We start from the raw sequence: 21677 nt of genomic DNA, 5'->3' as shown, positions 1-21677 counted from the left end.
GGATTAAGATAGGGCTGCATTGATCTGGAACAACTCCGGAATGAAGCGCCAATTGCCTTTTAGCGGCTCAACCGGCGGAAGTCGAATGCGCCCATTCCCAATAAAGGTCGCGCGCTTTCTTGGCCACCGGCCCGGGCTGCAGATCGCGGTCCTCGATGCGGGTGATCGGCACGACCTTGGAATGATTTCCGGTCGAAAATATCTCGTCGGCTTCAAGAAAGTCGCGCACCGACAGCATCTTCTCCGTGGTGTTGAAGCCGTAATCGCCAAGCAGCGTCATGGTGCGCGAGCGGGTGATGCCGGACAGGAAGGTGCCGTTGGGCGCCGGCGTCAACACGTGGCTGTCCTTGACCAGGAAGATGTTCGAGGTTCCGGTCTCGGCGACATTGCCCAGCATGTCCAGCACCAGCGCATTGTCGAAGCCGCGTCCCTTGGCTTCGAGAATGGCGCGGCCATTGTTGGGATAGAGGCAGCCGGCCTTGGCATTGGTCGGCATGGTCTCGATGGTCGGCCGCCGGAACGGCGACACGGTGATCGAAAAGCCGGTCGGCGAGATCATCGGCGATTCGTAAAGGCAGAGGCAGAAACGGGTCGAGGCCGGATCGGCCGGCACGCCCATATAGCCGCCATGCTCGGCCCAGTACATCGGCCTGATGTAGACCGCTGTCTTGCCCTCGAACTTCTTCAGCCCGTCCCAGGTCAGGCCGACGATCTGGTCGACGTTCATCGATGGCGCGAGGCCGAGCGCGATCGCCGAGGCGTTCACTCTGGCGGCATGCAGTTCGAGATCGGGGGCGACGCCTTCGAACCAGCGGGCGCCGTCGAAGACGCTGGTGCCGAGCCACATGGCGTGGCTGCGCGGACCCAGAATGGCGACGTTGCCTTCGTACCAGTCGCCGTCGACGAAGGTCCATGTCGCCGATAGCGCCGCAGTCGCCAGTGTCATTGTTCGGTTCCGCTTCAAAGCTGCCTGTGCCAAGCATTGGAAGATGCTTTGACCGGCGCCGTCAACCGGCATGGAGCGGTTTTTGTTGAGGCCAGAGCGCCCAACAAAGCGATCAAGACTACAATCGATGCTTGCACCTTGCGCCGCCTGCCCTCAAAACTGTCGCCATGCATTACGCGGCTTACGTTTTCGACGCCTATGGCACGTTGTTCGACGTGCACGCAGCCGTGCGCCGTCATGACGGCGAGATCGGCCCCGACGGCCCGCTGCTTTCGGAAATCTGGCGCGCCAAGCAGCTGGAATATTCCTGGGTGCGCACGCTGATGGGCGGCTATGCCGATTTCTGGCAGCTCACCGAACAGGCGCTCGATTTCGCCCTGCTCAAGGTTCCCTCCGCCGACAAGGGACTGAAGGCCAAGCTGCTCGAAGCCTATTGGCGGCTCGACTGCTATCCGGAAGTGCCGGCCGTGCTCAAGGCGCTGAAAGCATCCGGCGCCAAGCTCGCAATCCTGTCCAACGGCTCGCCCGAGATGCTGGAAGCGGCGGTCAAGTCGGCCGCCCTCGACCAGGTGCTGGACGATATCTTTTCGGTCGACGCCGTCAGGCGCTTCAAGACCGACCCGTCGACCTACGACATGGTGGCGACGGGCTGGCGGCTCTATCCGGGCGCCGTCTCGTTCCAGTCGTCCAACCGCTGGGACATCGCCGGCGCCACCAAATTCGGCTTTCGCACCGTGTGGATCAACCGCGCCAACCAGCCCGAGGAATACCGGGATTTCCCGCCGGCGCTGATCCTGCCGTCGCTTGACGGCCTGCTGACCGGCGGCTGATCACTCTGTTGCCTTCGAGCAACAGTGGCAGAGCGGTCACAGCTTCGCCTTTGTTTGTCCACCCTCAGGCCAGAATCGGAACCGCCTATCGCGTCAGGCATTGGGAGAGGCCGACCACTGCGCGCTTGAAGGCATTCACGCTTTCTTGCGATTCGAGACTTAAAAAAGGCAACCATGTTGAAGACCGAAATCGACCCCTATCGCCTGAGCCGTCGCGGCTTTCTGAATGCCGCAGCCCTTGGTGCCGCCTCGATTGCGGTCTCCGCCTGCACCACCACCGGACCGGCACCGGCGCCGGTCGAACCGCCACCGCCGACCTATGACGAGCCGCCGCTCGGCGACTATGCGACGATGTACGGCTCGATTTCCGACAGCGGGTTCGAGCTCCCAGCGATCCCGATCAAGAAGATGGACCCGCAGTTCCTACGCCAGATTGTTCCCGATCCGACCGGCCAGCGGCCAGGCACCATCATCGTCGATACGACCAACCATTTCCTCTATCTGGTGCGCGAAGGCGGCCAAGCGATCCGTTACGGCGTCGGCCTCGGTCGCGCCGGCTTCGAATGGTCGGGAGACGCCGTCGTCCAGTGGAAGCAGAAATGGCCGAAATGGACGCCGCCCGATGAGATGGTCGCCCGCCAGCCTGAACTGGAAGAATACAGCGCCAAGAACGGCGGCATGCCCGGCGGCCTCAAGAACCCGCTCGGCGCCCGCGCGCTCTACCTGTTCCACGACAACGTCGACACGCTCTACCGCCTGCATGGCTCGCCGGAATGGAACTCGATCGGCAAATCCGTCTCGTCAGGCTGCGTGCGCCTGATAAATCAGGACATCATCGACCTCTACGACCGCGTGCCGTCGAAGAGCCCGGTCATCGTGACGTCCGACATCGGCCAGCCGATGGCGGCGAGCGCAAACCGCAGAGCCATCCCGATCGATGGCGGGGTGCCGGATGGCTCGGTCCTGCTCGGCCCGGTGACCTGATCGACTTCATCTATGCCATGAAGCGGCAGGTTCCGCTCCATGCGGCAAAGCTCGTCAGGATCCCGATAGCTTCACGCGAATGCCTGGGGTTCGCATCCAAGATATGCAATGCCGGCAACAGGAGGCCAAAAAAGACGTCCAGACAAACCACGGAGCCGCTGCAATCGGGGCGGCCATGCCCTGTCAATCTCGACGCTGCTGTGTTTCGTTACCGATTGATGTATATTAGACGGGAGTATGATTGCAGAGACATACATTTCATTAGATCATTGATGGCGGGGGAACGCCGATGGTGGGATTTGATTTCGATAGTCCGCCTGCCGACGGCGCCGAGGCCAACCTGTCGGCCGAATGCGAGCGCCAATTGCTGCCGCTCGTCCGCGGAATTGTCGAGGCGGCGGTTGCCGCCGGGTGGAGCCAGGAAGACGTTCTTCTGGCCATGGTCGAGCTGTCCTGGGATCTGTACGAGAAACGCCGAGGCGATCTTTAGCAGGCCTGCGTGAGCTGGATAATTCGGTAGCGCCGGCCAAGCCAGGCCATGTTTTTCTCGCGCGAACTTTTTTCTTCACTTACAATGTTTTTCTATCCGCGGGATGCGCTACGCTGCCTTTGGGCAGGACTATGGGGGATACAAATTACCGTCCGGATTTCCGGGTTGGCTGTTTGCACGGCACGGAATTTCGATGGGCTGGCAAAGCGGCTGAGGCAAGGCTGAATGAAAAATGCGGGCGAGGTTCAGGAACGCAGCGCAGGCGCCGATCGGGTCGATCGGCACGCCCTCGGACATAATCCCCGAAAATGCCAATCCCAGAAGAGCAACCATGCGGGGGAGCGGGATATGCTCTGTCCGCAGCCCTGGATCGCTCCCGGAGGGTCGCCATCGCCGAAGTCGCCTACCTCGCGGGATTTTCGGATCAAGGCCATTTGGCCACCGCCCTGAAGAAGCACAAGGGAAAAGAAGCCATGATTCGGGCGATAACTGCTGCCGGATCGTCCGTGGCAATGACAGATAGTCGACCAGCTCTGTCAATGGCCGCGCGATCTATATTCGGAATACAACGCTGGATTGCGACGGCACACTATGCACAATAACTAGGCAAAATGGTAAGATAAGATCGGAAAATAGTCAGGTAGCCTTGGCTAAAAATTCAAACCTGTAAATTTATAGTCAAAATCCTGGTAAAATTTTCATTTGAGCTCAAATTCTTCTTTGCAATATAAAGCAGCATCTGTAGGATTCGAAGGAACGCCCAGGAGCAAACGTGAATTCTGGGCGCCTCGATACAGCACAGGATTGGATTGATCGGCGCAGCAGTGGCAGAGACGAAGATGCAACATAGAGGCAACGTCCAGGAAAGCGCCGGGACAGAGCGGCGGCGCGCGGATCGTCGCATCTTCGACGGAATTCCGGAAAGCGCGGGGCGCTACCTGGTCACGTTTCGAGGCGGCGCGGCTCATGTCGTTCATGGGCCGGGATCACACACATTCAAAGCGGCGGAACATTTCGCTTCGGTTCTGCTTACACCCTCACCAGGGATTGCGGCATCGCTGGGCAGCGACAAAGTCCACGAATACGACGGCGACGTCGGCATGATCATGATCGTCCCAGCCGACCTCGGCGGCAAGGTGACCCGGTCATCCACCACGGAAAGCGTAATCGTGGCGCTCACCCCCGAGAGTCTCTTCGAGCTGGCAACGCGTGAATTCGACACCGGCCATGCCGAGCTTCAGCCGCCGCCGTACGGGACCGTCGACTTCCAAGCGCTGCAACTCGCGCAGTTGCTGAAGGCGGAACTGACGGATCGGGAAACTCCAAACGAGTTCTATATCGATTCGTTGGTCACCATGTTCGGCGTCCATTTGCTTCGGAACTACGCAGGAGCGCGAAAGTTGCCACAAGCCCCAAAGGGCGGTCTGTCGAACCGCAGCGCCCGGCGGGTGCGCGAATTCCTGGAGGTAAATTTTTCCAGCAAAATCGCGGTGGCCGAGTTGGCCGCACTCTGTGGCCTTTCGCCGAGCCATTTCATCCTGGCATTCACCAAGACCTTTGGCGAGCCGCCGCACAAATACCTGCTGCGGCTGCGTCTCGATTTCGCCGAAAAACTTCTCATCGAGAGCGACCTGTCGATTGCGGAAGTCGCTCATCTCAGTGGATTCTCGGACCAGAGCCACTTGACAGTCACCATGTCCAGATACCGGAACAGAACCCCCAGGCAGGTGAAGCTGCAACGTTAACGACTGTTGCGGCGCGCATGATTGTCCGCGGCGATACCTCGATTGATCTTCAGTATAGTCGAAGGTTGTGTGGCAGAGCAGTCACAGTTGTCGCGCAGGGACCAAATACCGGATTTTCCTACAAAGATTCCGGATTATTCCAAAATACCTGCACCGCGAATGTGCTCATGGTCGCGATTGAAGTCATTTGGGGCGGGGGAGCAACCAGATGATACAGCATGTCGGATTGTCCCATGGACATTCAATTCGCGGAAATCGAGGTCTTCGCGCCTAAGGCCGAAGCGGCCTGGGCTGCACTGCAACGCCAATACGCCAGCCGGATCAGCGCTGCGGAACTCGACCATCTCCTGGCCTGTTTCGTGCTTGGACTGACCTCTCCGGCTTGTGGTGAAGGCGATCCGGGATTTCATTTCGATCTCTGCCGCGCGCTGGTGGCGGTAAACCTGCCGCCGGAACGGACGGAGGCTGCACTGCATGCGGTTCCAGAACCGACGCAGCCATGGGTCGCGAGCGCCTATCAGCTGATTGAAAAACAAGGCGCGAAGGTCGCTCTCTCGTTGCGGGAGAAGACGCGCAATTTCGAAGATTTTTTGGCCACCGAGGCGAATGGTGCGGCACATCAGAGCGCCTCGGCAATTGCGAGGAAAAACTAGCATGACCAAACGCGTCGAGGGGCGGAGAAGGATCGAACTTTCTTCAAGCTTTGTCGGAAACTGGATCGCGGGCGCGGCCGACAGCCGCTCGGTGCGGCGCCGCCTGATGGCGGTGCTGCGCAACGCGTGCCGCGTGCTCGGCATGCGACGCAAATGTCTGGGGCTTGGCACGCTGGGCAGCGGCAGAATTGCGGCAGCGGCGCTGGGTGCAATCGCATTCGGGAGCATCGCCACCCCGGCGTCCGCGCAGTATGCCGCCGGCGGCGGCACCGCGACGGCCAGTGGCTCAGTCGCTATCGGCCCGGCCGCGACGGCCTCTCAGCTCAATGCTGTTGCGATCGGGACCCGGTCTGTCGGGTCAACGCAATACGCAGTGGCAATCGGCCAGGATGCGCAGGCCACAGGCACCGGCGGCGCGGTGGCGATCGGCGGCGGCGCGATTTCAAACAACATCAATACGGTAGCCATTGGCGTTCAGTCCGACGCCACTGCGGCCGGGGCCAGCGCACTGGGCACAAACTCCCACGCTTCGGGATCGAACTCCACCGCGGTCGGTGTCGGCGCCACGGCCAGCAACAATTATGCGTTCGCCACTGGCTACGGGTCGGTAGCCAGCGCCCAATACGCATACGCCATGGGCTATCAGTCCAGTGCTAATGGCCTGCGCGGTATGGCGCTTGGATATCAAGCAACCCAGAGCGGAATCGATTCCCTTGCCCAAGGTACCAACGCCAATGCAGGCAGTCAAAACGCCATCGCGATAGGCTTCCAGTCGGTCGCGTCCGATATCAACTCTATCAATATCGGCGCGCGCACCGTTGCGGGGTCAGGGGCCTTGGCCCAAGGCGCCATCGCCCTTGGCACGGATGTCACAGCAAATCAGCAAAACGCCCTTGCCATTGGCGTCCTGACCAAAGCAACGGGAACGAACGCCGCAGCGGTGGGTAGAGGAGCCAGTGCATGGGGCAACCAGTCCATCGCATTCGGCACGGGCGCGCAGGCGGGCGTTCAGGCCAACACGGCTGTGCCCAACAGCATCGCGATCGGTACCAATTCGCTCTCTTCGGGCGCTTTCGCCACGGCGATGGGTGCTACCTCGGTTGCGAGTGGCTCCGCCAGCACAGCGATCGGCAACACGGCTGTCGCCAGCGGCGCGAACGCCTCCTCATTCGGGTCCGGCGCGAATGCGACGGGAGACAATTCTCTTGCCGCCGGTGTCAGCGCCGCCGCTAGCGGGATTGCCAGCACCGCGCTCGGCATCGGCTCCAAGGCCAGTGCCACCAACGCCGTGGCGATCGGTAATGCTGCGGTCGCCAATTCCGCCGACGCGGTTGCCATCGGCACGGCCGCGACGGCCACGGGCGGCAAGGCTGTCGCCATTGGCGCCGGCAACACGGCTTACGGCAACGGCGCGGTCTCCATCGGCGATCCGAGCTATGCCAGCGGCACCGGCGCCTTCACCGGCGGCGCCAACAACATCGCCAATAGCGACGGCACGGCAACCGCCACAGCCGCAAACCAGGCCGCAGGCGCGGTTGCCATCGGCAACAACAACAAGGCCGTCGGGCAAGGCTCCGTGGCGCTGGGCAATGGCTCGACGGCGGGTGCAGCCGGCCTTGCCGGCAATGTCGCGCTGGGCAACGGCGCGACGGCGACGGCAAGCTCCGGCGACGTAGCGCTCGGTTCGGGCTCGGTGACCGCGACGGCGGTCGGCACCAGCGGCGCGACGATCGGCGGCACGGCCTACAGCTTCGCCGGCACGACGCCGACGAGCACTGTCAGCGTCGGCGCGCTCGGCGCGGAGCGGACCATCACCAATGTCGCGGCGGGCCGGCTCAGCAACTCGTCGACCGACGCGATCAACGGCTCGCAGCTGTTTGCGACCAACCAGCAGGTGACGCAGAACACGGCGGCGATCGCCGCCAACACCGCCGACATCACCAATCTCGGCAACACGATCAACAGCATCAGCACCGGCGACGGCATCAAGTATTTCCATGCCAATTCGACGGCGGCGGACTCGTCCGCAACGGGCACGGACTCCGTTGCTATCGGACCAGTCGCGACCGCGACGGGGACAAACGCCATCGCGGCCGGCACCAATTCGAGCGCCTCCGACGCCAACGCCTCGGCCTTCGGCAGCGGCGCCGTCGCATCGGCGCTTGACGCAACGGCGATGGGATACATCTCCAAGGCCTCGGGCCAATACAGCACCGCCGTCGGCGCCAACGCCAATGCCACAGCCACGTCCAGCACCGCGATCGGCCAGAACGCGTTTGCAACCGCCTTTCAAGCGACCGCTCTCGGGGTAGGAGCGAATGCCGGCGCCCAGAATGCAATCGCGCTGGGCGCCCTCGCCAACGCCAGCAACGCCGGCGACGTGGCGCTCGGCTCGGGCTCGGTAACCGCCGCGGCGGTCGGCACCGCCGGCACGACGATCGGCGGCGTCGCCTACAACTTCGCCGGCACGACGCCGGCAAGCACCGTCAGCGTCGGCGCGGTCGGCGCGGAACGCACCATCACCAATGTCGCGGCGGGCCGGCTCAGCAATTCGTCGACCGACGCGATCAACGGCTCGCAGCTCTTCGCCACCAACCAGCAGGTGACGCAGAATACGACCGACATCGCCGCCAACACCGCCGACATCACCAATCTCGGTAACACGATCAACAGCATCAGCACGGGCGGCGGCATCAAGTATTTCCACGCCAATTCGACGCTGGCGGATTCGCAGGCGCTGGGGACGGATTCCGTTGCCATCGGCCCGAATGCTGTTGCCAACAATGCCGGCGACGTGGCGATCGGCGCGAATGCGGTGTCGACCGTGACGACGGCTGTCGGCGGCACCACGATCGGCGGCGTTGCCTACACCTTCGCCGGCGCAACGCCCGCGGGTGCATTCTCGGTCGGCTCGGTGGGCGCCGAACGCCAAATCCAGAACGTCGCGGCCGGGCAGTTGAGCGGCTCCTCGACCGATGCGGTCAATGGTTCGCAGCTGTTTGCGACCAACCAGCAGGTGACGCAGAACACCACCGATATCGCCGCCAATACTGCTGACATCACCAATCTCGGCAATTCGATCAGCAATATTGCCGGCGACACCTCGCTGGCCTACACCGACGCCAATGGCGACGGCATCCGCTATGTGCGCACCAACGACAGGACGCTTGCCGTCGCGGACTCCTTCGCGCAAGGGATCGGCTCTTCCGCCCTGGGCTACCAGGCGACCGCGAGCGCCGACAATGCGCTGGCGCTCGGCCGCGACACCCAGGCCAGCGTCATCGGCGGCGTGGCGCTTGGCGCCGGCTCGGTTTCGGATCGGGCGGTCGCGCCCGTATCGGGGTCGATCCTCTCCGGCACCGGCCTCATTCCCTACAACACCGCGGACATGAGCCTGCTCGGCGCCGTCTCGGTCGGCACCTCCACCTCCTATCGCCAGATCATCAACGTGGCCGACGGCACGCAGGACCAGGACGCGGTCACGCTTCGCCAGTTGAAGGGCGCGCTGAGCTCGTTCGCGGTGACGGGGAGCCTGTACTTCCATGCCAATTCGACGGCAGCGGATTCGCTCGCGGTCGGCGTCGATTCGGTTGCGGTCGGTCCGCGCACCACCGTCAATGGCGACAATGGCATCGGCATCGGCAACGGCGCCATCGTGCAGCAGACGGCGCCGGGAGGCATCGCGATCGGCCAGAATTCGACGGTCAACCAGGCCGACAGCATCGCCCTCGGCACCAACGCGACCACCAACGGAGCGCAGGCGGTGGCGCTCGGCGCCGGCGCAAAGGCCAACGAGCCGGGCAGCGTCGCGCTCGGCGCGGGCTCGACGACGGCGGCGGCGGTCGCCACCACCGGCACCACGATCAACGGCGTTGCCTATACCTTCGCCGGAACAGCTCCGACCAGCACGGTCAGCGTCGGCACCGTCGGCAACGAGCGCACCGTCACCAATGTCGCGGCGGGCCGGATCAGCGGCACCTCCACCGACGCCATCAACGGCAGCCAGCTCTTCGCCACCAACCAGGCGGTCGAAGCCATGCAGGGTAGCTTCGGCGACCTGAATCAGTTCGCCGTCCAGTACGACAAGGACGGGAACGGCAACAAGTCCAACTCGATTACCCTTGCCGGCGGCGACCCGAACACGCCGGTGGTCATCCACAATGTCGGGCCGGGCGTTGCCAACACCGATGCGGTCAATGTTCAGCAGTTCAACAGCGGGTTAGCACTCAACCTAGACAATTCGAAGAACTACACCAACCAGGTGGCGGCCACCACGCTGCAGCAAGCCAATGCGTATGCGGACTCCAAACTCAGCCAGCTCAACATGGACATGGGAGAGGTCAGGGGCGAGGCGCGCCAGGCTGCGGCAATCGGCTTGGCGGCCGGCTCGCTGCGCTACGACGATCGTCCCGGCAAGCTGAGCGTGGCCGCCGGCGGAGGCTATTGGCGCGGTGAAGGCGCCCTGGCCTTCGGCGCCGGCTACACCAGCGAGGAAGGACGTGTTCGAGCGAACCTGTCCGGTACGACGGCAGGCGGACACTGGGGTGTCGGCGCGGGCGTCAGCCTTACGCTGAACTAGAGCCCGGCCATGATCAGGCAGGCAGTCCTTGCTGTCGCGATATCCATGACGTCAATGCTCCTGTCCGGCCCGTTAGCGGCCGGGCAGGAAGCAATCCCTTCCGGCTACAGGGTAAAACCTTCCGACGTAGCGATCCCTGCGGATGCGAAGCTTGGCGAATATCAACGGACCACCCGTCCGTTCGAGAACTGGACGCTGATCTGCGACGAGAACCTGAAGGCGCGCCAAAAGGTCTGCAATGTCACCCAGATCATCGAGGACCAGGCAGGACAGGTTGCGTTCAGCTGGTCGCTTGCCGCCACCAAGGAAGGCAACCCCTACATGATCTTGCGCGCCCCGCCGATCGCCAAGAGCGACGCTCCTGTCTCGCTGACATTCGAGGGGCGCAAGGAGCCGATAAAAATTCAACTCGACGGATGCAATCAGGCCGTCTGCGTCGGCATGCTGCCGGTTGGTCCGATCATGCGCGAACAGATTTCGAAGGCCGCGGCATCCGTCATCTCCTTCCCGACCACGGATGGCAGGACGATCAACGTAACCGCGACCCTCAAGGGCTTGGCCGCGGCCGTTGCGGCGATCAATTGACGAGGCAATCGCGATGAACCAGCAATCGATCCATGACCGGATAATGTCCCGCAACCAGGGAAAGGATGCTGTCCGGGTCGGCATCGAAGACCGGAGCAGACCGCAACGAAACCGCGCGAGGACCGCTGTCTTCTCGTTGCTCGCCATTGCCGTCGTCGCCACGGCCGGCTTCGCGGCCATGCGCTACGACCTGCTCCACAATTTACTGCCGCAGCCGGCGGTCGCGGAGACCAACCAGCCCAATCCGGCCCTGGCCGAGACGCCATTTCTGCAACACGCCAAAGAGGCAGGCTTGCAGTCTTGTTCCAACATTTTCCCAGCCCTTGGGCAGATGCTGACGACCGGCACGACGTACAGCGTCCAGTCGATCTGGAACAACGAGGCCCCCGACAAACACCTCGTGGAAGCCTTGGTCGGCATGAACTACGCTACACAGGGCTACAGCGGCCCGGCGGCAGGTCTGGTGTTCGCGGCACCCACCGCATCCGTTTGCGAAGGTACGATGGTCAGGGTGGCGCCATTCGCGGCCAATTGCGCCGATGTTCCGGCCCTGCTTCCGAAAGACAGCAAGCTCGCCAACAATCTTGGACAAATCAGCGTCTATGAACTGGCCAATGGAGGGGGCAACGCGATGCTGCTGCCAACCGGCAACAGCTGCGTCGTCATTTCCGTGGCCTCGGCAGCAGGTAAACAAGGAGGCGTACAATGAGGGTGAATTCCGCCATTGCGGCGATCGGCATGCTGTTGCTTTGCGCCGGGCGGCTGGGCGCGGCGGACCTAGCCCCGGCGGCGGACGTGCCCGAGCCGCCGGCCCAGGAGGAGAGAGGCATCTGGGCGGCGATCGCCTATTCGAGCCCCGACGAGAAGCACGGCTTCTTTTGGGGCGCCGACAAGCGGCAGGAGGCGATGGACATCGCGCTGAAGCATTGCCAGAACGCCGGCGGCGGCAGCTGCGCCGTGGTCAGCGTATTCCGCAATCATCGCCATTGGGACGATGACGACAATACCGGCTTTCCCTACAAGCATTGCGGCGCCCTCGCCGTAGGCGAGAAGCCGGAAGGGCGGCTGACCAGTTGGGGCGCCGAGACGGCGCAAACACGCCGGGATGCCGAAGACCTGACACTGCAGGCGTGCGAGCGGAACGGACAAAAATGCAAGATCCGCGAGTGGGTGTGCACATGACGCATCAGAGCGAAGCAGCGGAACGCCAATCGAGGCGCATGTTTGCACTCAGCGTAGCGCCGTGCTCAAGCGGGGTCAGCCCTTTGCCGTGATGCGCATCGACGGTATGCGACACCGGCTCGAAGCAGAAGAAATCGGCATCCTGCGACGGCGAATAGAGGATGAAGACGTCGAGCAATGGCGAGGCGGTGAGCGAGATGGCGATCCTGTCCTCGGGCCGGGTGATCCTGGCGCGGCGGTCCCAGCCGTCGAAGGCGTTGTTGACCCAGCTTCGCGGCAACAGGGAGGCGTTCGAGAAATTCCACGCGGGGTAATCGGCCACCGGCGCCACGCCGACCGGCAGATGATGCTTGTCCTCCAGCCAGACCCGCGCCGCCTTCGCCTCGAGCGTCGTTCCGGCGCTGCGCGGGAACCACGGATGAAAGCCGAGCCCGTAAGGCAGGCGAATGCCGGTGCGATTCTCCACCGTGAGCGTGGCATCCAAGGCCCCGTCATGCAGCGCATAGGCGACCCGCGCCGTATATCGGTAGGGGCCGATTTCACCGGCGTCGAGGACCAGTTCTGCCTCGGTGGCGCTGTGGCTGGCAATCCGCCACTCCCTCTGGAAGCCGTCGCCATGGATTGGAAAGGCCTCCCCCGGCACGTTCGGCTCGATCGCATGGAAGCGGCCGTCGAAGGCGAAACCGCCGCCTGAGATGCGGTTCGACCAGGGAACCAGAAGCTGGCAGCCGGAGGCGCCGGTGCCATCGTCGGGGCGGAGCAGCGGCACCGTTGCGCCGCCGACCAGTGCGTCGAAGCGGGCGATCGCCGCGCCCTTTTGCGGCGCCAGGACCAGACGGGCGCGGTCGTCGCGCAGTTCCAGGAGGCCGGCCATCCCTTACCAACCGCCGTCGATGGCGATGTTCTGGCCGCTGATCATGTCCGAGGCGGGCTGGCTGACACTTTTCACCGCCCCCTGGACAGGCTGCCCAGAATCCCGCGCACGATCGCGCGGCCGACCGACGAGCCGACCGAGCGCACGACAGCTTTGATCGCGGCTTCGGCCACCGTCTGGCGGTTGGACGGGCGCGGCGCCGGCACGCGCCGGCCACCGGATTGCGGTGGCGGCGAACCGTCATTGCCGAAGCCGGGGATGGTCCAGCGTGAGCGGCCGCTGTCGGCCGGCTGTGCCTGTTCTTCCGCCTCCTGCGCGCCCATGGCTTTCTTCTGCAGCATCTCGAAGGCCGATTCGCGGTCGATGGTCTGGTCGTACTGGCCCGCGACCGGGCTCTGGTCGATCAGCTTGCGGCGCTCGTCCGCCGTGATCGGGCCAAGCCTGGACGACGGCGGCCGGATCAATGTCCGCTGCACCATGGACGGCACGCCCTTGACCTCCAGCGTCGAGACCAGCGCCTCGCCGGTGCCGAGCTGGGTGATGGCGGTGGCGCAGTCGAAATCGGGATTGGGCCGGAAGGTGTCGGCGGCGGTCTTGACCGCCTGCTGCTCACGCGGCGTATAGGCGCGCAGCGCGTGCTGGACACGATTACCGAGCTGGGCGAGAACCTTTTCAGGGATATCCAAGGGGTTCTGCGTGACGAAATAGACGCCGACGCCTTTCGAGCGGATCAAGCGAACCACCTGCTCGACGCGGTCGATCAGCACCTTCGGCGCTTCGTCGAAAAGCAGATGCGCCTCGTCGAAGAAGAACACCAGCTTCGGCCTGTCGGGATCGCCAACCTCGGGCAATTCCTCAAACAGCTCCGACATCAGCCAGAGCAGGAAGGTGGCGTAGAGCCTGGGGTTCATCATCAGTCTGTCGGCGGCAAGCACGCTGATGGCGCCACGGCCGTCGCGGGTGGTGCGCATGATGTCGGCGATGCGCAAGGCCGGTTCGCCGAAGAAATGCGCCGCGCCCTGCTGTTCCAGCACCAGAAGCGTGCGCTGGATTGCGCCGACCGACGGCTTGGTGACATTGCCGTAGCGCGAGCTGATCTCGTCGGCGCGCTCGGCGATGTTGGCCAGCAGCGCCTGCAGATCCTTCATGTCGAGCAGCAGCAGGCCATCCTCATCGGCGATGCGGAAGGCGATGTTCATGATGCCTTCCTGCGCTTCGGAGAGGTTCATCAGCCGCGACAGAAGCAGCGGCCCCATTTCCGAGACGGTGGCGCGGATCGGGTGACCCTGCTCGCCGAACAGATCCCAGAAGATGACCGGGAATTCCTGGAAATCATAGGGATCGAGCTTGACCTGCTCGGCCCGCTTGACCAGGAAATCCTGCGCCTTGCCCATCATGGCGATGCCGGACAGGTCGCCCTTGATGTCGGCGCAGAACACCGGCACCCCGGCATTGGAAAAGCCCTCGGCCAAGATCTGAAGGCTGACTGTCTTGCCGGTGCCGGTGGCGCCGGTGATCAGGCCATGGCGGTTGCCATATTGCAGCAAGAGCTGTTCGGCGCGCTGATAGCTGTCGTCGGGCTTGCGGCTGGCGCCGAGGAAAATGCTGGTGTCGTCAGCCATATGGCCATGTCTCCGCAAACTGATGTGTTAAAAGCCTGTGGCCGTGCCGCAGGGTATAGTCAGGCCGTTGCGCAGCGACAATGCTATTCTCCAATTGGGCTATCCATCCAGTTGGCTATTCATCCAGATTGGGCCAATCGTCTGAATTGAACCAATCCTCCAAATCGGTTTTTGGAGCTTGCGGATTTTGCCGCTGTTTGGCAATCGTTCATGGTTCGTCCACGCAGGCTGCCCTATATCCAGGACATCGAATCCAGCCGTCGCAGGCGCATTGCATTGCGATATCGGGCAGGGAACCGTAGACTGGACCGCTGAGTTTGGTGCGGCCGCATAAAAACGAGGAGCATGGATGGGCGCCGGAGCCTTGACCAGGAGTGTCGAACCCGCTGACGTCGAGCGCCAGCGTTGGCTGGCTTTGGCCGAAAAGGCGCTCGCCGGCGCCTCCTTCGAGGAAAAACTGGTCTCGCATACCGACGATCAGATTCGCATCGAACCGCTCTACGATCGCGCCGCCGGCGCCGAGCCGCTTGTGCGCGCCAACCCCAAATTGCCCTGGATTGTCAGCCAGCGCATTGACGATCCCGATATCGGCCGCGCCAAGGCGCAGGCCCTGGACGATGTGGCACAAGGCGCGACGGGATTGTCGCTTGTCTTCGAAGGTGCTCCGAATGCGTTCGGCTATGGCCTGCCGAGGACGGCGCAGGCGCTGGAGACGGTGCTGGACGGCGTACCGCTAAACCGCACGCAGATCCGCATCGACGCCCATCCCTGGAGCCGTGCCGTTGCCGACTGGCTGGTGGCGTTCCTGAGCAAGCGCCGCTCCGACCCGGCAAAGCTGAACCTCTCCTTCGGCATCGACCCGGCGGCAATCTTTGCCGGAACCGGCCGGCTGCGCATGTCGATCGAGGCGTTGCAGGCATCGATGCCGCAATCACTGGCGCATTTCTTCTCGCTGGGCGTGCCGGGTGTGCTGCTGGAGGCGGATGGGCGAGTGTTCCACAATGCCGGCGCCACGGAGGCGCAGGAACTCGGCACCATGCTCGCTTCCGCCGTCTCCTACCTCAGGATGTTCGAGGATGCGCGCCAGCCGCTTGTCTATGCCGCTCCCCATATCGGCTTTGCGCTGAGCGTCGACCAGGACCAGTTCCTGTCGATGGCCAAGGTCCGGGCGTTGCGCAGGCTGTGGGCGCGCATCCAGGAAACCTGTTCCATCCCGGCATCGACAGCCAACATCCATGCCGAGACGTCGTTCCGCATGATGACGGCGGCGGATGCCGAAACCAACATCCTGCGCACCACCATCGCAAGCTTTGCAGCGGCAGCAGGCGGCGCGGACTCAATCTCCATCCTGCCACACACCATCGCCCTCGGGCTGCCGGCCGGCTTTGCCCGCCGCATCGCCCGCAATGCGCAGTTGATCATGGCCAATGAAAGCCAAATCGACCATGTCGCCGACCCAGCATTTGGGTCGGGCGCAGTCGAGGCGCTGACCCTGGGCCTGTGCGAAGCGGCGTGGGAAGAGTTCCAGCGGATCGAAGCGGAAGGCAGCGTTCTGGCAAGCCTGCAGCAAGGGCATATCCAGAAGCGCGTGAAGGCAGCATCCGAGCGCCGCGCCGAGGCCTACCGGTCGGGTGAACGGGCAATCATCGGCACCACGCTTTACCCGCTGAAAAACGATGCCCCGGTCGAGAGGCTGGCGGCTGAGCGGCGGCCGCCTTTCACAGAGGGCGTGGCGGTGTGCGAGGCGCTGTTTCCCGTCCGCATCGACCAGGCAATCGGAGCCGCACAGTGATCCCGGATTTCAGCCATATTGGCTGGTCGGCGCCACGGCGAGCGCCGGTCGAGGTCAAGGGCCAGCGGCTGACGCCGGAAGGCATCGTCGTCAAGCATCTCTACAGCCAGGGCGATCTCAAGGGGCTGCCGCATCTCGACACCTATCCGGGAATGCCGCCCTTCGTGCGCGGTCCCTATCCGACCATGTATGTCCAGCAGCCGTGGACGATCCGGCAATATGCCGGCTTCTCGACGGCCGAGGAATCCAACGCCTTCTACCGGCGCAATCTCGCCGCCGGCCAAAAGGGCCTTTCGGTCGCTTTCGATCTGCCCACCCATCGCGGCTATGACAGCGACCATCCGCGCGTATCAGGCGATGTCGGCATGGCGGGCGTGGCCATCGATTCCATCCTCGACATGCGGCAATTGTTCGACGGCATTCCGCTGGGCGAGATGACGGTGTCGATGACCATGAACGGCGCGGTGCTGCCGATCATGGCGCTCTATATCGTCGCGGCCGAAGAACAGGGCGTTGCTCAGAAGGATCTCGCCGGCACCATTCAGAACGACATTCTGAAGGAGTTCATGGTCCGCAACACCTACATCTATCCGCCGAAGCCCTCGATGCGGATCGTGTCTGACATCTTCTCCTATACCTCCCAGCACATGCCGAAGTTCAATTCGATCTCGATCTCCGGCTATCACATGCAGGAGGCCGGCGCGACCGCGGACCTGGAGCTCGCCTACACCATCGCCGACGGCATCGAATATGCCCGCGCCGGCGTCGCCGCCGGGCTCGACATCGACCGTTTCGCCCCGCGGCTTTCCTTCTTCTGGGCGATCGGCATGAACTTCTTCATGGAGATCGCCAAGCTCCGCGCGGCGCGCCTGTTGTGGGCGACCCTGATGCAGAAGAATTTTGCACCGAACGACGAACGCTCGCTGTCGCTGCGCACCCATTGCCAGACCTCCGGCTGGTCGCTGACGGCGCAGGACCCCTACAACAACATCACCCGCACCATGATCGAGGCGATGGCGGCGACGCAGGGACATACCCAGTCGCTGCACACCAACTCCTTCGACGAGGCGATGGCGCTGCCGACCGACCACTCGGCGCGCATCGCCCGCAACACGCAGTTGATCCTGCAGAAGGAATCCGGCACCACCCGCATCATCGATCCGTGGGGCGGCTCGGCCTATATCGAACGGCTGACGCACGATCTGGCGGCGCGTGCGCTCGCCCATATCGAAGAGGTCGAGGCGCTTGGCGGCATGGCGGCGGCAACGGAACAGGGCATTCCAAAACTGCGCATCGAGGAAGCGGCGGCGCGCACGCAGGCGCGTATCGATTCCGGCGAGCAGATACTGGTTGGCGTAAACGCGCATCGCCCCGAGAACGACATCGACGTCGACGTGCTGAAGATCGACAATGCCGGGGTCAAGGCCCGGCAATTGTCGAAGCTGCAGAACCTGAAAGGCACGCGCAATGTCGGCGCGGTCGAGAGCGCGCTCGATGCGCTGACCCGCGCTGCGCAGGGTAACGAAAACCTGCTGGAATTTGCCATCCGCGCCGCGCGCGCCAATGCCACGGTCGGCGAGATCTCGCTGGCGCTCGAAAAGGTGTTTGGCCGTCACGTCGCCTCGGTGCAAACGATCTCCGGCGTTTATCGCAATGCGCTTGGCGACAATCTGACGGTCAACCGATTGCTGGAGAAGCTCGAAGCTTTCGAGAAGAAGTCCGGCGGCAAGCCGCGCATCCTGGTCGCAAAGATGGGACAGGACGGCCACGACCGTGGCCAGAAGGTGATCGCCACGGCCTTCGCCGATCTCGGCTTCGACGTGACGGTCGGCGCGATGTTCCAGACACCCGAGGAGATCGCCAGGCTGGCGGTGGCGCAGGACGTCCATATCATCGGCGCCTCGTCGCTGGCGGCGGGGCACCTGACACTGATCCCCGAATTGCGTGATGCGCTGAAGAAACTCGGACACGCCGACATGCTGATCGTCGCCGGCGGCGTCATCCCGCCGCAGGACTATGACGCGGTGCTGGAAGCTGGCGCCGCGGAGATCTTCCCGCCAGGCACGGTTATTCCAGAGGCTGCGGATCGGTTGCTGGACCGGCTGCTGGCGAGCTGATTGAAACAGTTGCACTGCCTATCAAAGTTGCGTTACAATATCGGGCGCAACCTATGGTATAGCTATGAACACCATCATTCACGGACTTGAGGACGGATCGGGCGTTGTAATCCTGCCGCGGGAAACGCTCGACAGCTTGGGCCTGCAAGTGGGCGATGAACTCCAGATCATCGAAACCGACGACGGCATCATCCTAAGGCCGGTGCCGTGTGACGACGTCGAACGGCAAATGCGTGCTGCTCGCGATGTCATGGACAAGTATGAGCCCGCGTTGCGAAAGCTGGCTGTGCAAATAGGGTGAGCTGGCGTCAGGCGTCCGACAGCTTGACGATTTCCCATTCCTTGCCGTTGACGCTTGCGACGTCGCCGACCTTCTTGCCGAACAGCGCCACGGCCATTGGCGAGACATGTGAGATGCTGCCCTTTGAGGGGTCGGCCTCGTCCTCGCCGACTATCTTCCAGTGCACTTTCTTGTCGTCATCGCCTTCCAGCGTGACACCCATGCCGAAGCGCACCTGATCGCTGCCCGGTTCCGGCACGGAAAGCTCGGCGCTTTCGCGGCGCGCTGTCCAGTAGCGCAGGTCGCGCGAGACAACGGCAATGCGCTCGCGATCGGCTTTTCGCTCGGCTTTCGCCAAGATGTCGCGCAGATCGGCCAGATTGTCCTCGATCATCGCCAGGCCGCGCTCCGTCACCAGATTGCGGTGTTGGCTGATCGGCCGCTCGCCGATGCCGGCAATGGCGTTTTCGCTGTCTTCCTCGCGGGTGAAAGCCCTGCTCATCGGATAAACTTAGGCCCGCTTCGGCGACTGTACAAGCCACTTGGCGGACCCGGTCGGACTATCGCCGAGCGGAGACCTATGCGGCTGGCCCAATTCCTGCGAAGAACCATTTCATCGCAGGGATCTGTGCCGATATTGAACAGACGAACGCTTCTCAAGGGGACTGTCGGCTTTGCGGTGCTCGGCGTTTCGCTGGACAACGCCTTGGCGAAGACGGCAGCGCTTGGCTCGATCAATGCCGCCGAGCTTGGCGTGGAGCCGGACGCACCGGACGACCAGAGCAGGGCCTTCGCCAGGATGCTAGCCGAGGCAAGCCAGCGCAATGCGCCGGTGTTCCTGCCGCCGGGCACCTATGTCGTGTCCAACCTGACCCTGCCCGCCCGCGTCAGGCTTTCGGGCGTGCCGGGCGCCTCGCGCATCCTCTATGGCGGCAATGGCTATTTGCTGACGGCCGAACAGGCCGAGCATATAGAGTTCACCGCATTGGTCTTCGACGGCGCCAACGGCGGGTTGGCCGACGATGCGCAAGGCCTGCTCGACCTGCGCCGCGTCGCCCATCTCGTCATCGACAATTGCACGATCACCGGCAGCGGCAAGCATGGGCTGGCGCTGGAGCATGCGTCGGGCCGCATCGAGCGGTCCGAGATTTCGGGGGCTGCGGACGCCGGCATCTACTCCGTCGAGGCCGCTGGCCTGGCGATATCCGACAACACCGTATCCGACTGTGGCAATGGCGGCATTCTTGTGCATCGCTGGCAGCAGGCCGAGGACGGCACGATCGTCAGCGGCAACCGCGTGCAGCGGATCGGCGCGCGCGGCGGCGGCACCGGGCAGAACGGCAATGGCATCAACGCCTTCCGTGCCGGCAATGTCTCGGTCACCGGCAACATCGTCTCGGACTGCGCCTTCTCGGCGATCCGCGCCAACAGTTCCAGCAATCTGCAGATGACCGGCAACACCTGCTCGCGGTCGGGCGAAACGGCGCTCTATTCCGAATTCTCCTTCGAAGGCGCCATCATCGGCAACAACATCGTCGATGGTGCCGCTAACGGCATCTCGATCGTCAATTTCAACGACGGCGGCCGTATGGGTGTCTGCTCGAACAACATCGTGCGCAACCTCTCGACCACCGGCCCCTACCCCGCCGACGCGCCGGGCTTCGGCGTCGGTATCAGCGTCGAGGCCGACACCACCGTCTCGGGCAATGTCATCGAGAACGCGCCGCTCTACGGCATGCAGATCGGCTGGGGCGCCTATATGCGCAATGTTGTGGCGACGGGAAACATCATCCGTCAGGCCGGAACCGGCATCGCCGTCACTGTGGTCGAAGGCGCTGGAAACGCCATCATTTCCGACAACGTCATCGACGGCGCCAGGAACGGCGCCATCATCGGCCAGCGCTGGGCCGAACCGGCGACCGGCGACCTCGCGCGGTCAAGCGATAGCGGCTATGCGCATCTGACGGTCGAGCGAAACAGGGTCAGCTGAGCGCCGTCGTCGGCCGCAGCGAGCCAACCTTGGCGCCGATGCGGCTTTCGATCGGCGGATTGGCCCGCTCCAGAAGGTTCGCCGCCAGTGCGCCGTCGGCGCTGAGAAGTTTTGCCAGCACAGCAGCAATCATCACCTCGGCGGCGCGGCCGGCGCCGTCATCACATTTTAGCGCGATCCCGAGGCCAAGCTCCGGGACGGCGGCGCAATAGACGCCCTCGGCGCCCGTCTTGACGAAGATGCGGCCGGGCGCGGCCTGCATCAGCGCCACATCGGCCTTGCCGGTGCCGGCGACCAGGAAAGGCTCGGCCATGCAGGCCGACAGCAGGCGTTTGGCCGCCTTGGCACGCTCAGAGCCAAAGCTCCTGCCCGTAGCCATGCGGGCAAAGCCAAGGGCAAGACTTTTCAGCGGCACGGCATAGGTGGGGATCGAGCAGCCATCGGTTGCCCGGTGATCCGCATCGTGGGCAGCGCCGGTCACCGCCTGCATGGCGTCGCGCACCATCTCCTGCAAACCATGGCTGGCCTTGACGTAGCCCTGATGGGCAATTCCAGAGTGCACGCAGGTGCAGAGAAAGCCGGAATGCTTGCCGGAGCAATTGTTGTGCAGCGCGTTCGGCGAGACGCCTGTGCGGGCCAGTGCGATCGTCGCGTCGTGGCTCGACGGCCAATGGGCGCCGCATTCCAGCGCCGACTTGTCGAGCCCGGCCTTGGCCAGCATCGCCTGCGCCAGTTCGACATGCGCGGGTTCGCCCGAATGCGAAGCGCAGGCCAGCGCCAGTTCGCGGTCGCCCAAGCCGTACGCATCGGCAGCACCCGTTTCGACCAGCGGCAGCGCCTGGATCGCCTTGACCGCCGAGCGCGGAAACACCGGCCGCGCCGTATCGCCGATCTCCAGGACAGGCTTGCCGTCACCGTCAAAGATTGCGACAGCGCCGCGATGGGCGCTCTCGACGATCGCGCCGCGCAAGACTTCGACCAGAACCGGATTTGTCATCACCACGCCCC

General features: G+C 63.6%; 18 protein-coding genes. 13 read left to right on the top strand and 5 right to left on the bottom strand.

The window, feature by feature from the left end; genetic code table 11:
- Window positions 1-67 precede the first annotated feature (67 nt).
- Entirely contained in the window at window positions 68-946 is an 879-nt protein-coding gene (locus X728_RS144715) for a branched-chain amino acid aminotransferase (protein WP_023709817.1), read from the bottom strand.
- A gap of 167 nt (window positions 947-1113) precedes the next feature.
- On the opposite strand from X728_RS144715, the gene X728_RS144720 reads away from it, so the two are divergent.
- From X728_RS144720 to X728_RS144755, 9 genes are all read left to right on the top strand, one after another.
- A complete protein-coding gene (locus X728_RS144720; protein ID WP_023702205.1) occupies window positions 1114-1776 on the top strand; it encodes a haloacid dehalogenase type II in 663 nt (220 codons plus the stop codon).
- A 174-nt stretch (window positions 1777-1950) separates the two neighbouring features.
- Window positions 1951-2760, top strand: a complete 810-nt coding sequence (locus tag X728_RS144725; RefSeq protein ID WP_023832443.1) for a L,D-transpeptidase — start codon at window positions 1951-1953, stop codon at window positions 2758-2760.
- A 289-nt stretch (window positions 2761-3049) separates the two neighbouring features.
- Window positions 3050-3250 (top strand): hypothetical protein, encoded by a 201-nt coding sequence (locus X728_RS144730; RefSeq protein WP_023684556.1) that lies wholly within the window; start codon window positions 3050-3052, stop codon window positions 3248-3250.
- An 809-nt stretch (window positions 3251-4059) separates the two neighbouring features.
- Window positions 4060-4995, top strand: coding sequence for an AraC family transcriptional regulator (locus tag X728_RS01000000167080; protein WP_306413643.1), 936 nt, complete (start codon window positions 4060-4062; stop codon window positions 4993-4995).
- Between the two features lie 233 nt (window positions 4996-5228).
- Window positions 5229-5648, top strand: coding sequence for a hypothetical protein (locus tag X728_RS144735; RefSeq protein WP_023805726.1), 420 nt, complete (start codon window positions 5229-5231; stop codon window positions 5646-5648).
- A 1-nt stretch (window position 5649) separates the two neighbouring features.
- Window positions 5650-10227 carry a YadA-like family protein gene (locus X728_RS144740; RefSeq protein ID WP_023832442.1) on the top strand — a complete coding sequence of 1526 codons (4578 nt, stop codon included), beginning with the start codon at window positions 5650-5652 and terminating at the stop codon, window positions 10225-10227.
- Window positions 10228-10236: 9 nt separating this feature from the next.
- Window positions 10237-10812, top strand: coding sequence for an invasion associated locus B family protein (locus X728_RS144745; RefSeq protein WP_023670757.1), 576 nt, complete (start codon window positions 10237-10239; stop codon window positions 10810-10812).
- A 13-nt stretch (window positions 10813-10825) separates the two neighbouring features.
- Window positions 10826-11521, top strand: a complete 696-nt coding sequence (locus tag X728_RS144750; protein ID WP_023727661.1) for a hypothetical protein — start codon at window positions 10826-10828, stop codon at window positions 11519-11521.
- On the top strand, window positions 11518-11994 hold the full coding sequence (locus X728_RS144755; protein ID WP_023687219.1) for a DUF4189 domain-containing protein: 477 nt from the start codon (window positions 11518-11520) through the stop codon (window positions 11992-11994). The genes X728_RS144750 and X728_RS144755 overlap by 4 nt, the downstream gene beginning before the upstream one ends.
- A gap of 4 nt (window positions 11995-11998) precedes the next feature.
- Here the strand turns inward: X728_RS144755 and X728_RS144760 are convergent, their stop codons facing one another.
- Window positions 11999-12868 (bottom strand): aldose 1-epimerase, encoded by an 870-nt coding sequence (locus tag X728_RS144760; RefSeq protein ID WP_023702211.1) that lies wholly within the window; start codon window positions 12866-12868, stop codon window positions 11999-12001.
- A gap of 71 nt (window positions 12869-12939) precedes the next feature.
- Entirely contained in the window at window positions 12940-14490 is a 1551-nt protein-coding gene (locus X728_RS144765) for a helicase HerA-like C-terminal domain-containing protein (protein ID WP_023832441.1), read from the bottom strand.
- Window positions 14491-14839: 349 nt separating this feature from the next.
- Here X728_RS144765 and X728_RS144770 point away from each other — a divergent pair, with 349 nt between their 5' ends.
- The 3 genes from X728_RS144770 (at window position 14840) to X728_RS144780 (ending at window position 18700) form a co-directional block, all read left to right on the top strand.
- On the top strand, window positions 14840-16282 hold the full coding sequence (locus tag X728_RS144770) for a methylmalonyl-CoA mutase subunit beta (protein WP_023832440.1): 1443 nt from the start codon (window positions 14840-14842) through the stop codon (window positions 16280-16282).
- Window positions 16279-18399: a methylmalonyl-CoA mutase gene (gene scpA / locus X728_RS144775; RefSeq protein WP_023832439.1), complete on the top strand. Its 2121-nt coding sequence runs from the start codon at window positions 16279-16281 to the stop codon at window positions 18397-18399. Before X728_RS144770 ends, scpA begins: the two co-directional genes overlap by 4 nt.
- Before the next feature lie 64 nt (window positions 18400-18463).
- Complete coding sequence (locus X728_RS144780) at window positions 18464-18700, top strand: AbrB/MazE/SpoVT family DNA-binding domain-containing protein (RefSeq protein ID WP_023670750.1); 237 nt, start codon at window positions 18464-18466, stop codon at window positions 18698-18700.
- Between the two features lie 7 nt (window positions 18701-18707).
- On the opposite strand, the gene greA is transcribed toward X728_RS144780, so the two are convergent.
- Entirely contained in the window at window positions 18708-19181 is a 474-nt protein-coding gene (greA, locus tag X728_RS144785; RefSeq protein WP_023731010.1) for a transcription elongation factor GreA, read from the bottom strand.
- Between the two features lie 132 nt (window positions 19182-19313).
- Here greA and X728_RS144790 point away from each other — a divergent pair, with 132 nt between their 5' ends.
- The gene (locus tag X728_RS144790; RefSeq protein WP_023832438.1) at window positions 19314-20669 is read left to right on the top strand and encodes a TIGR03808 family TAT-translocated repetitive protein; all 1356 of its coding nucleotides are present in this window, start codon (window positions 19314-19316) and stop codon (window positions 20667-20669) included.
- Here the strand turns inward: X728_RS144790 and X728_RS144795 are convergent.
- A complete protein-coding gene (locus tag X728_RS144795) occupies window positions 20662-21666 on the bottom strand; it encodes an asparaginase (RefSeq protein ID WP_023832437.1) in 1005 nt (334 codons plus the stop codon). The genes X728_RS144790 and X728_RS144795 overlap by 8 nt on opposite strands.
- Between the last annotated feature and the right edge of the window lie 11 nt (window positions 21667-21677).

Source organism: Mesorhizobium sp. L103C119B0, assembly GCF_000502235.1.
GTDB lineage: Bacteria > Pseudomonadota > Alphaproteobacteria > Rhizobiales > Rhizobiaceae > Mesorhizobium.
Note: the sequence above shows the minus strand (reverse complement) of the source record. Positions and strands in the feature narration are given on the sequence as shown.

Coding starts and splice junctions, on each gene's coding strand:
- X728_RS144715 (WP_023709817.1), bottom strand. CDS start 946: ATGACACTGGCGACTGCGGCGCTATCGGCGACATGGACCTTCGTCGAC.
- X728_RS144720 (WP_023702205.1), top strand. CDS start 1,114: ATGCATTACGCGGCTTACGTTTTCGACGCCTATGGCACGTTGTTCGAC.
- X728_RS144725 (WP_023832443.1), top strand. CDS start 1,951: ATGTTGAAGACCGAAATCGACCCCTATCGCCTGAGCCGTCGCGGCTTT.
- X728_RS144730 (WP_023684556.1), top strand. CDS start 3,050: ATGGTGGGATTTGATTTCGATAGTCCGCCTGCCGACGGCGCCGAGGCC.
- X728_RS144735 (WP_023805726.1), top strand. CDS start 5,229: ATGGACATTCAATTCGCGGAAATCGAGGTCTTCGCGCCTAAGGCCGAA.
- X728_RS144740 (WP_023832442.1), top strand. CDS start 5,650: ATGACCAAACGCGTCGAGGGGCGGAGAAGGATCGAACTTTCTTCAAGC.
- X728_RS144745 (WP_023670757.1), top strand. CDS start 10,237: ATGATCAGGCAGGCAGTCCTTGCTGTCGCGATATCCATGACGTCAATG.
- X728_RS144750 (WP_023727661.1), top strand. CDS start 10,826: ATGAACCAGCAATCGATCCATGACCGGATAATGTCCCGCAACCAGGGA.
- X728_RS144755 (WP_023687219.1), top strand. CDS start 11,518: ATGAGGGTGAATTCCGCCATTGCGGCGATCGGCATGCTGTTGCTTTGC.
- X728_RS144760 (WP_023702211.1), bottom strand. CDS start 12,868: ATGGCCGGCCTCCTGGAACTGCGCGACGACCGCGCCCGTCTGGTCCTG.
- X728_RS144765 (WP_023832441.1), bottom strand. CDS start 14,490: ATGGCTGACGACACCAGCATTTTCCTCGGCGCCAGCCGCAAGCCCGAC.
- X728_RS144770 (WP_023832440.1), top strand. CDS start 14,840: ATGGGCGCCGGAGCCTTGACCAGGAGTGTCGAACCCGCTGACGTCGAG.
- X728_RS144780 (WP_023670750.1), top strand. CDS start 18,464: ATGAACACCATCATTCACGGACTTGAGGACGGATCGGGCGTTGTAATC.
- greA (WP_023731010.1), bottom strand. CDS start 19,181: ATGAGCAGGGCTTTCACCCGCGAGGAAGACAGCGAAAACGCCATTGCC.
- X728_RS144795 (WP_023832437.1), bottom strand. CDS start 21,666: ATGACAAATCCGGTTCTGGTCGAAGTCTTGCGCGGCGCGATCGTCGAG.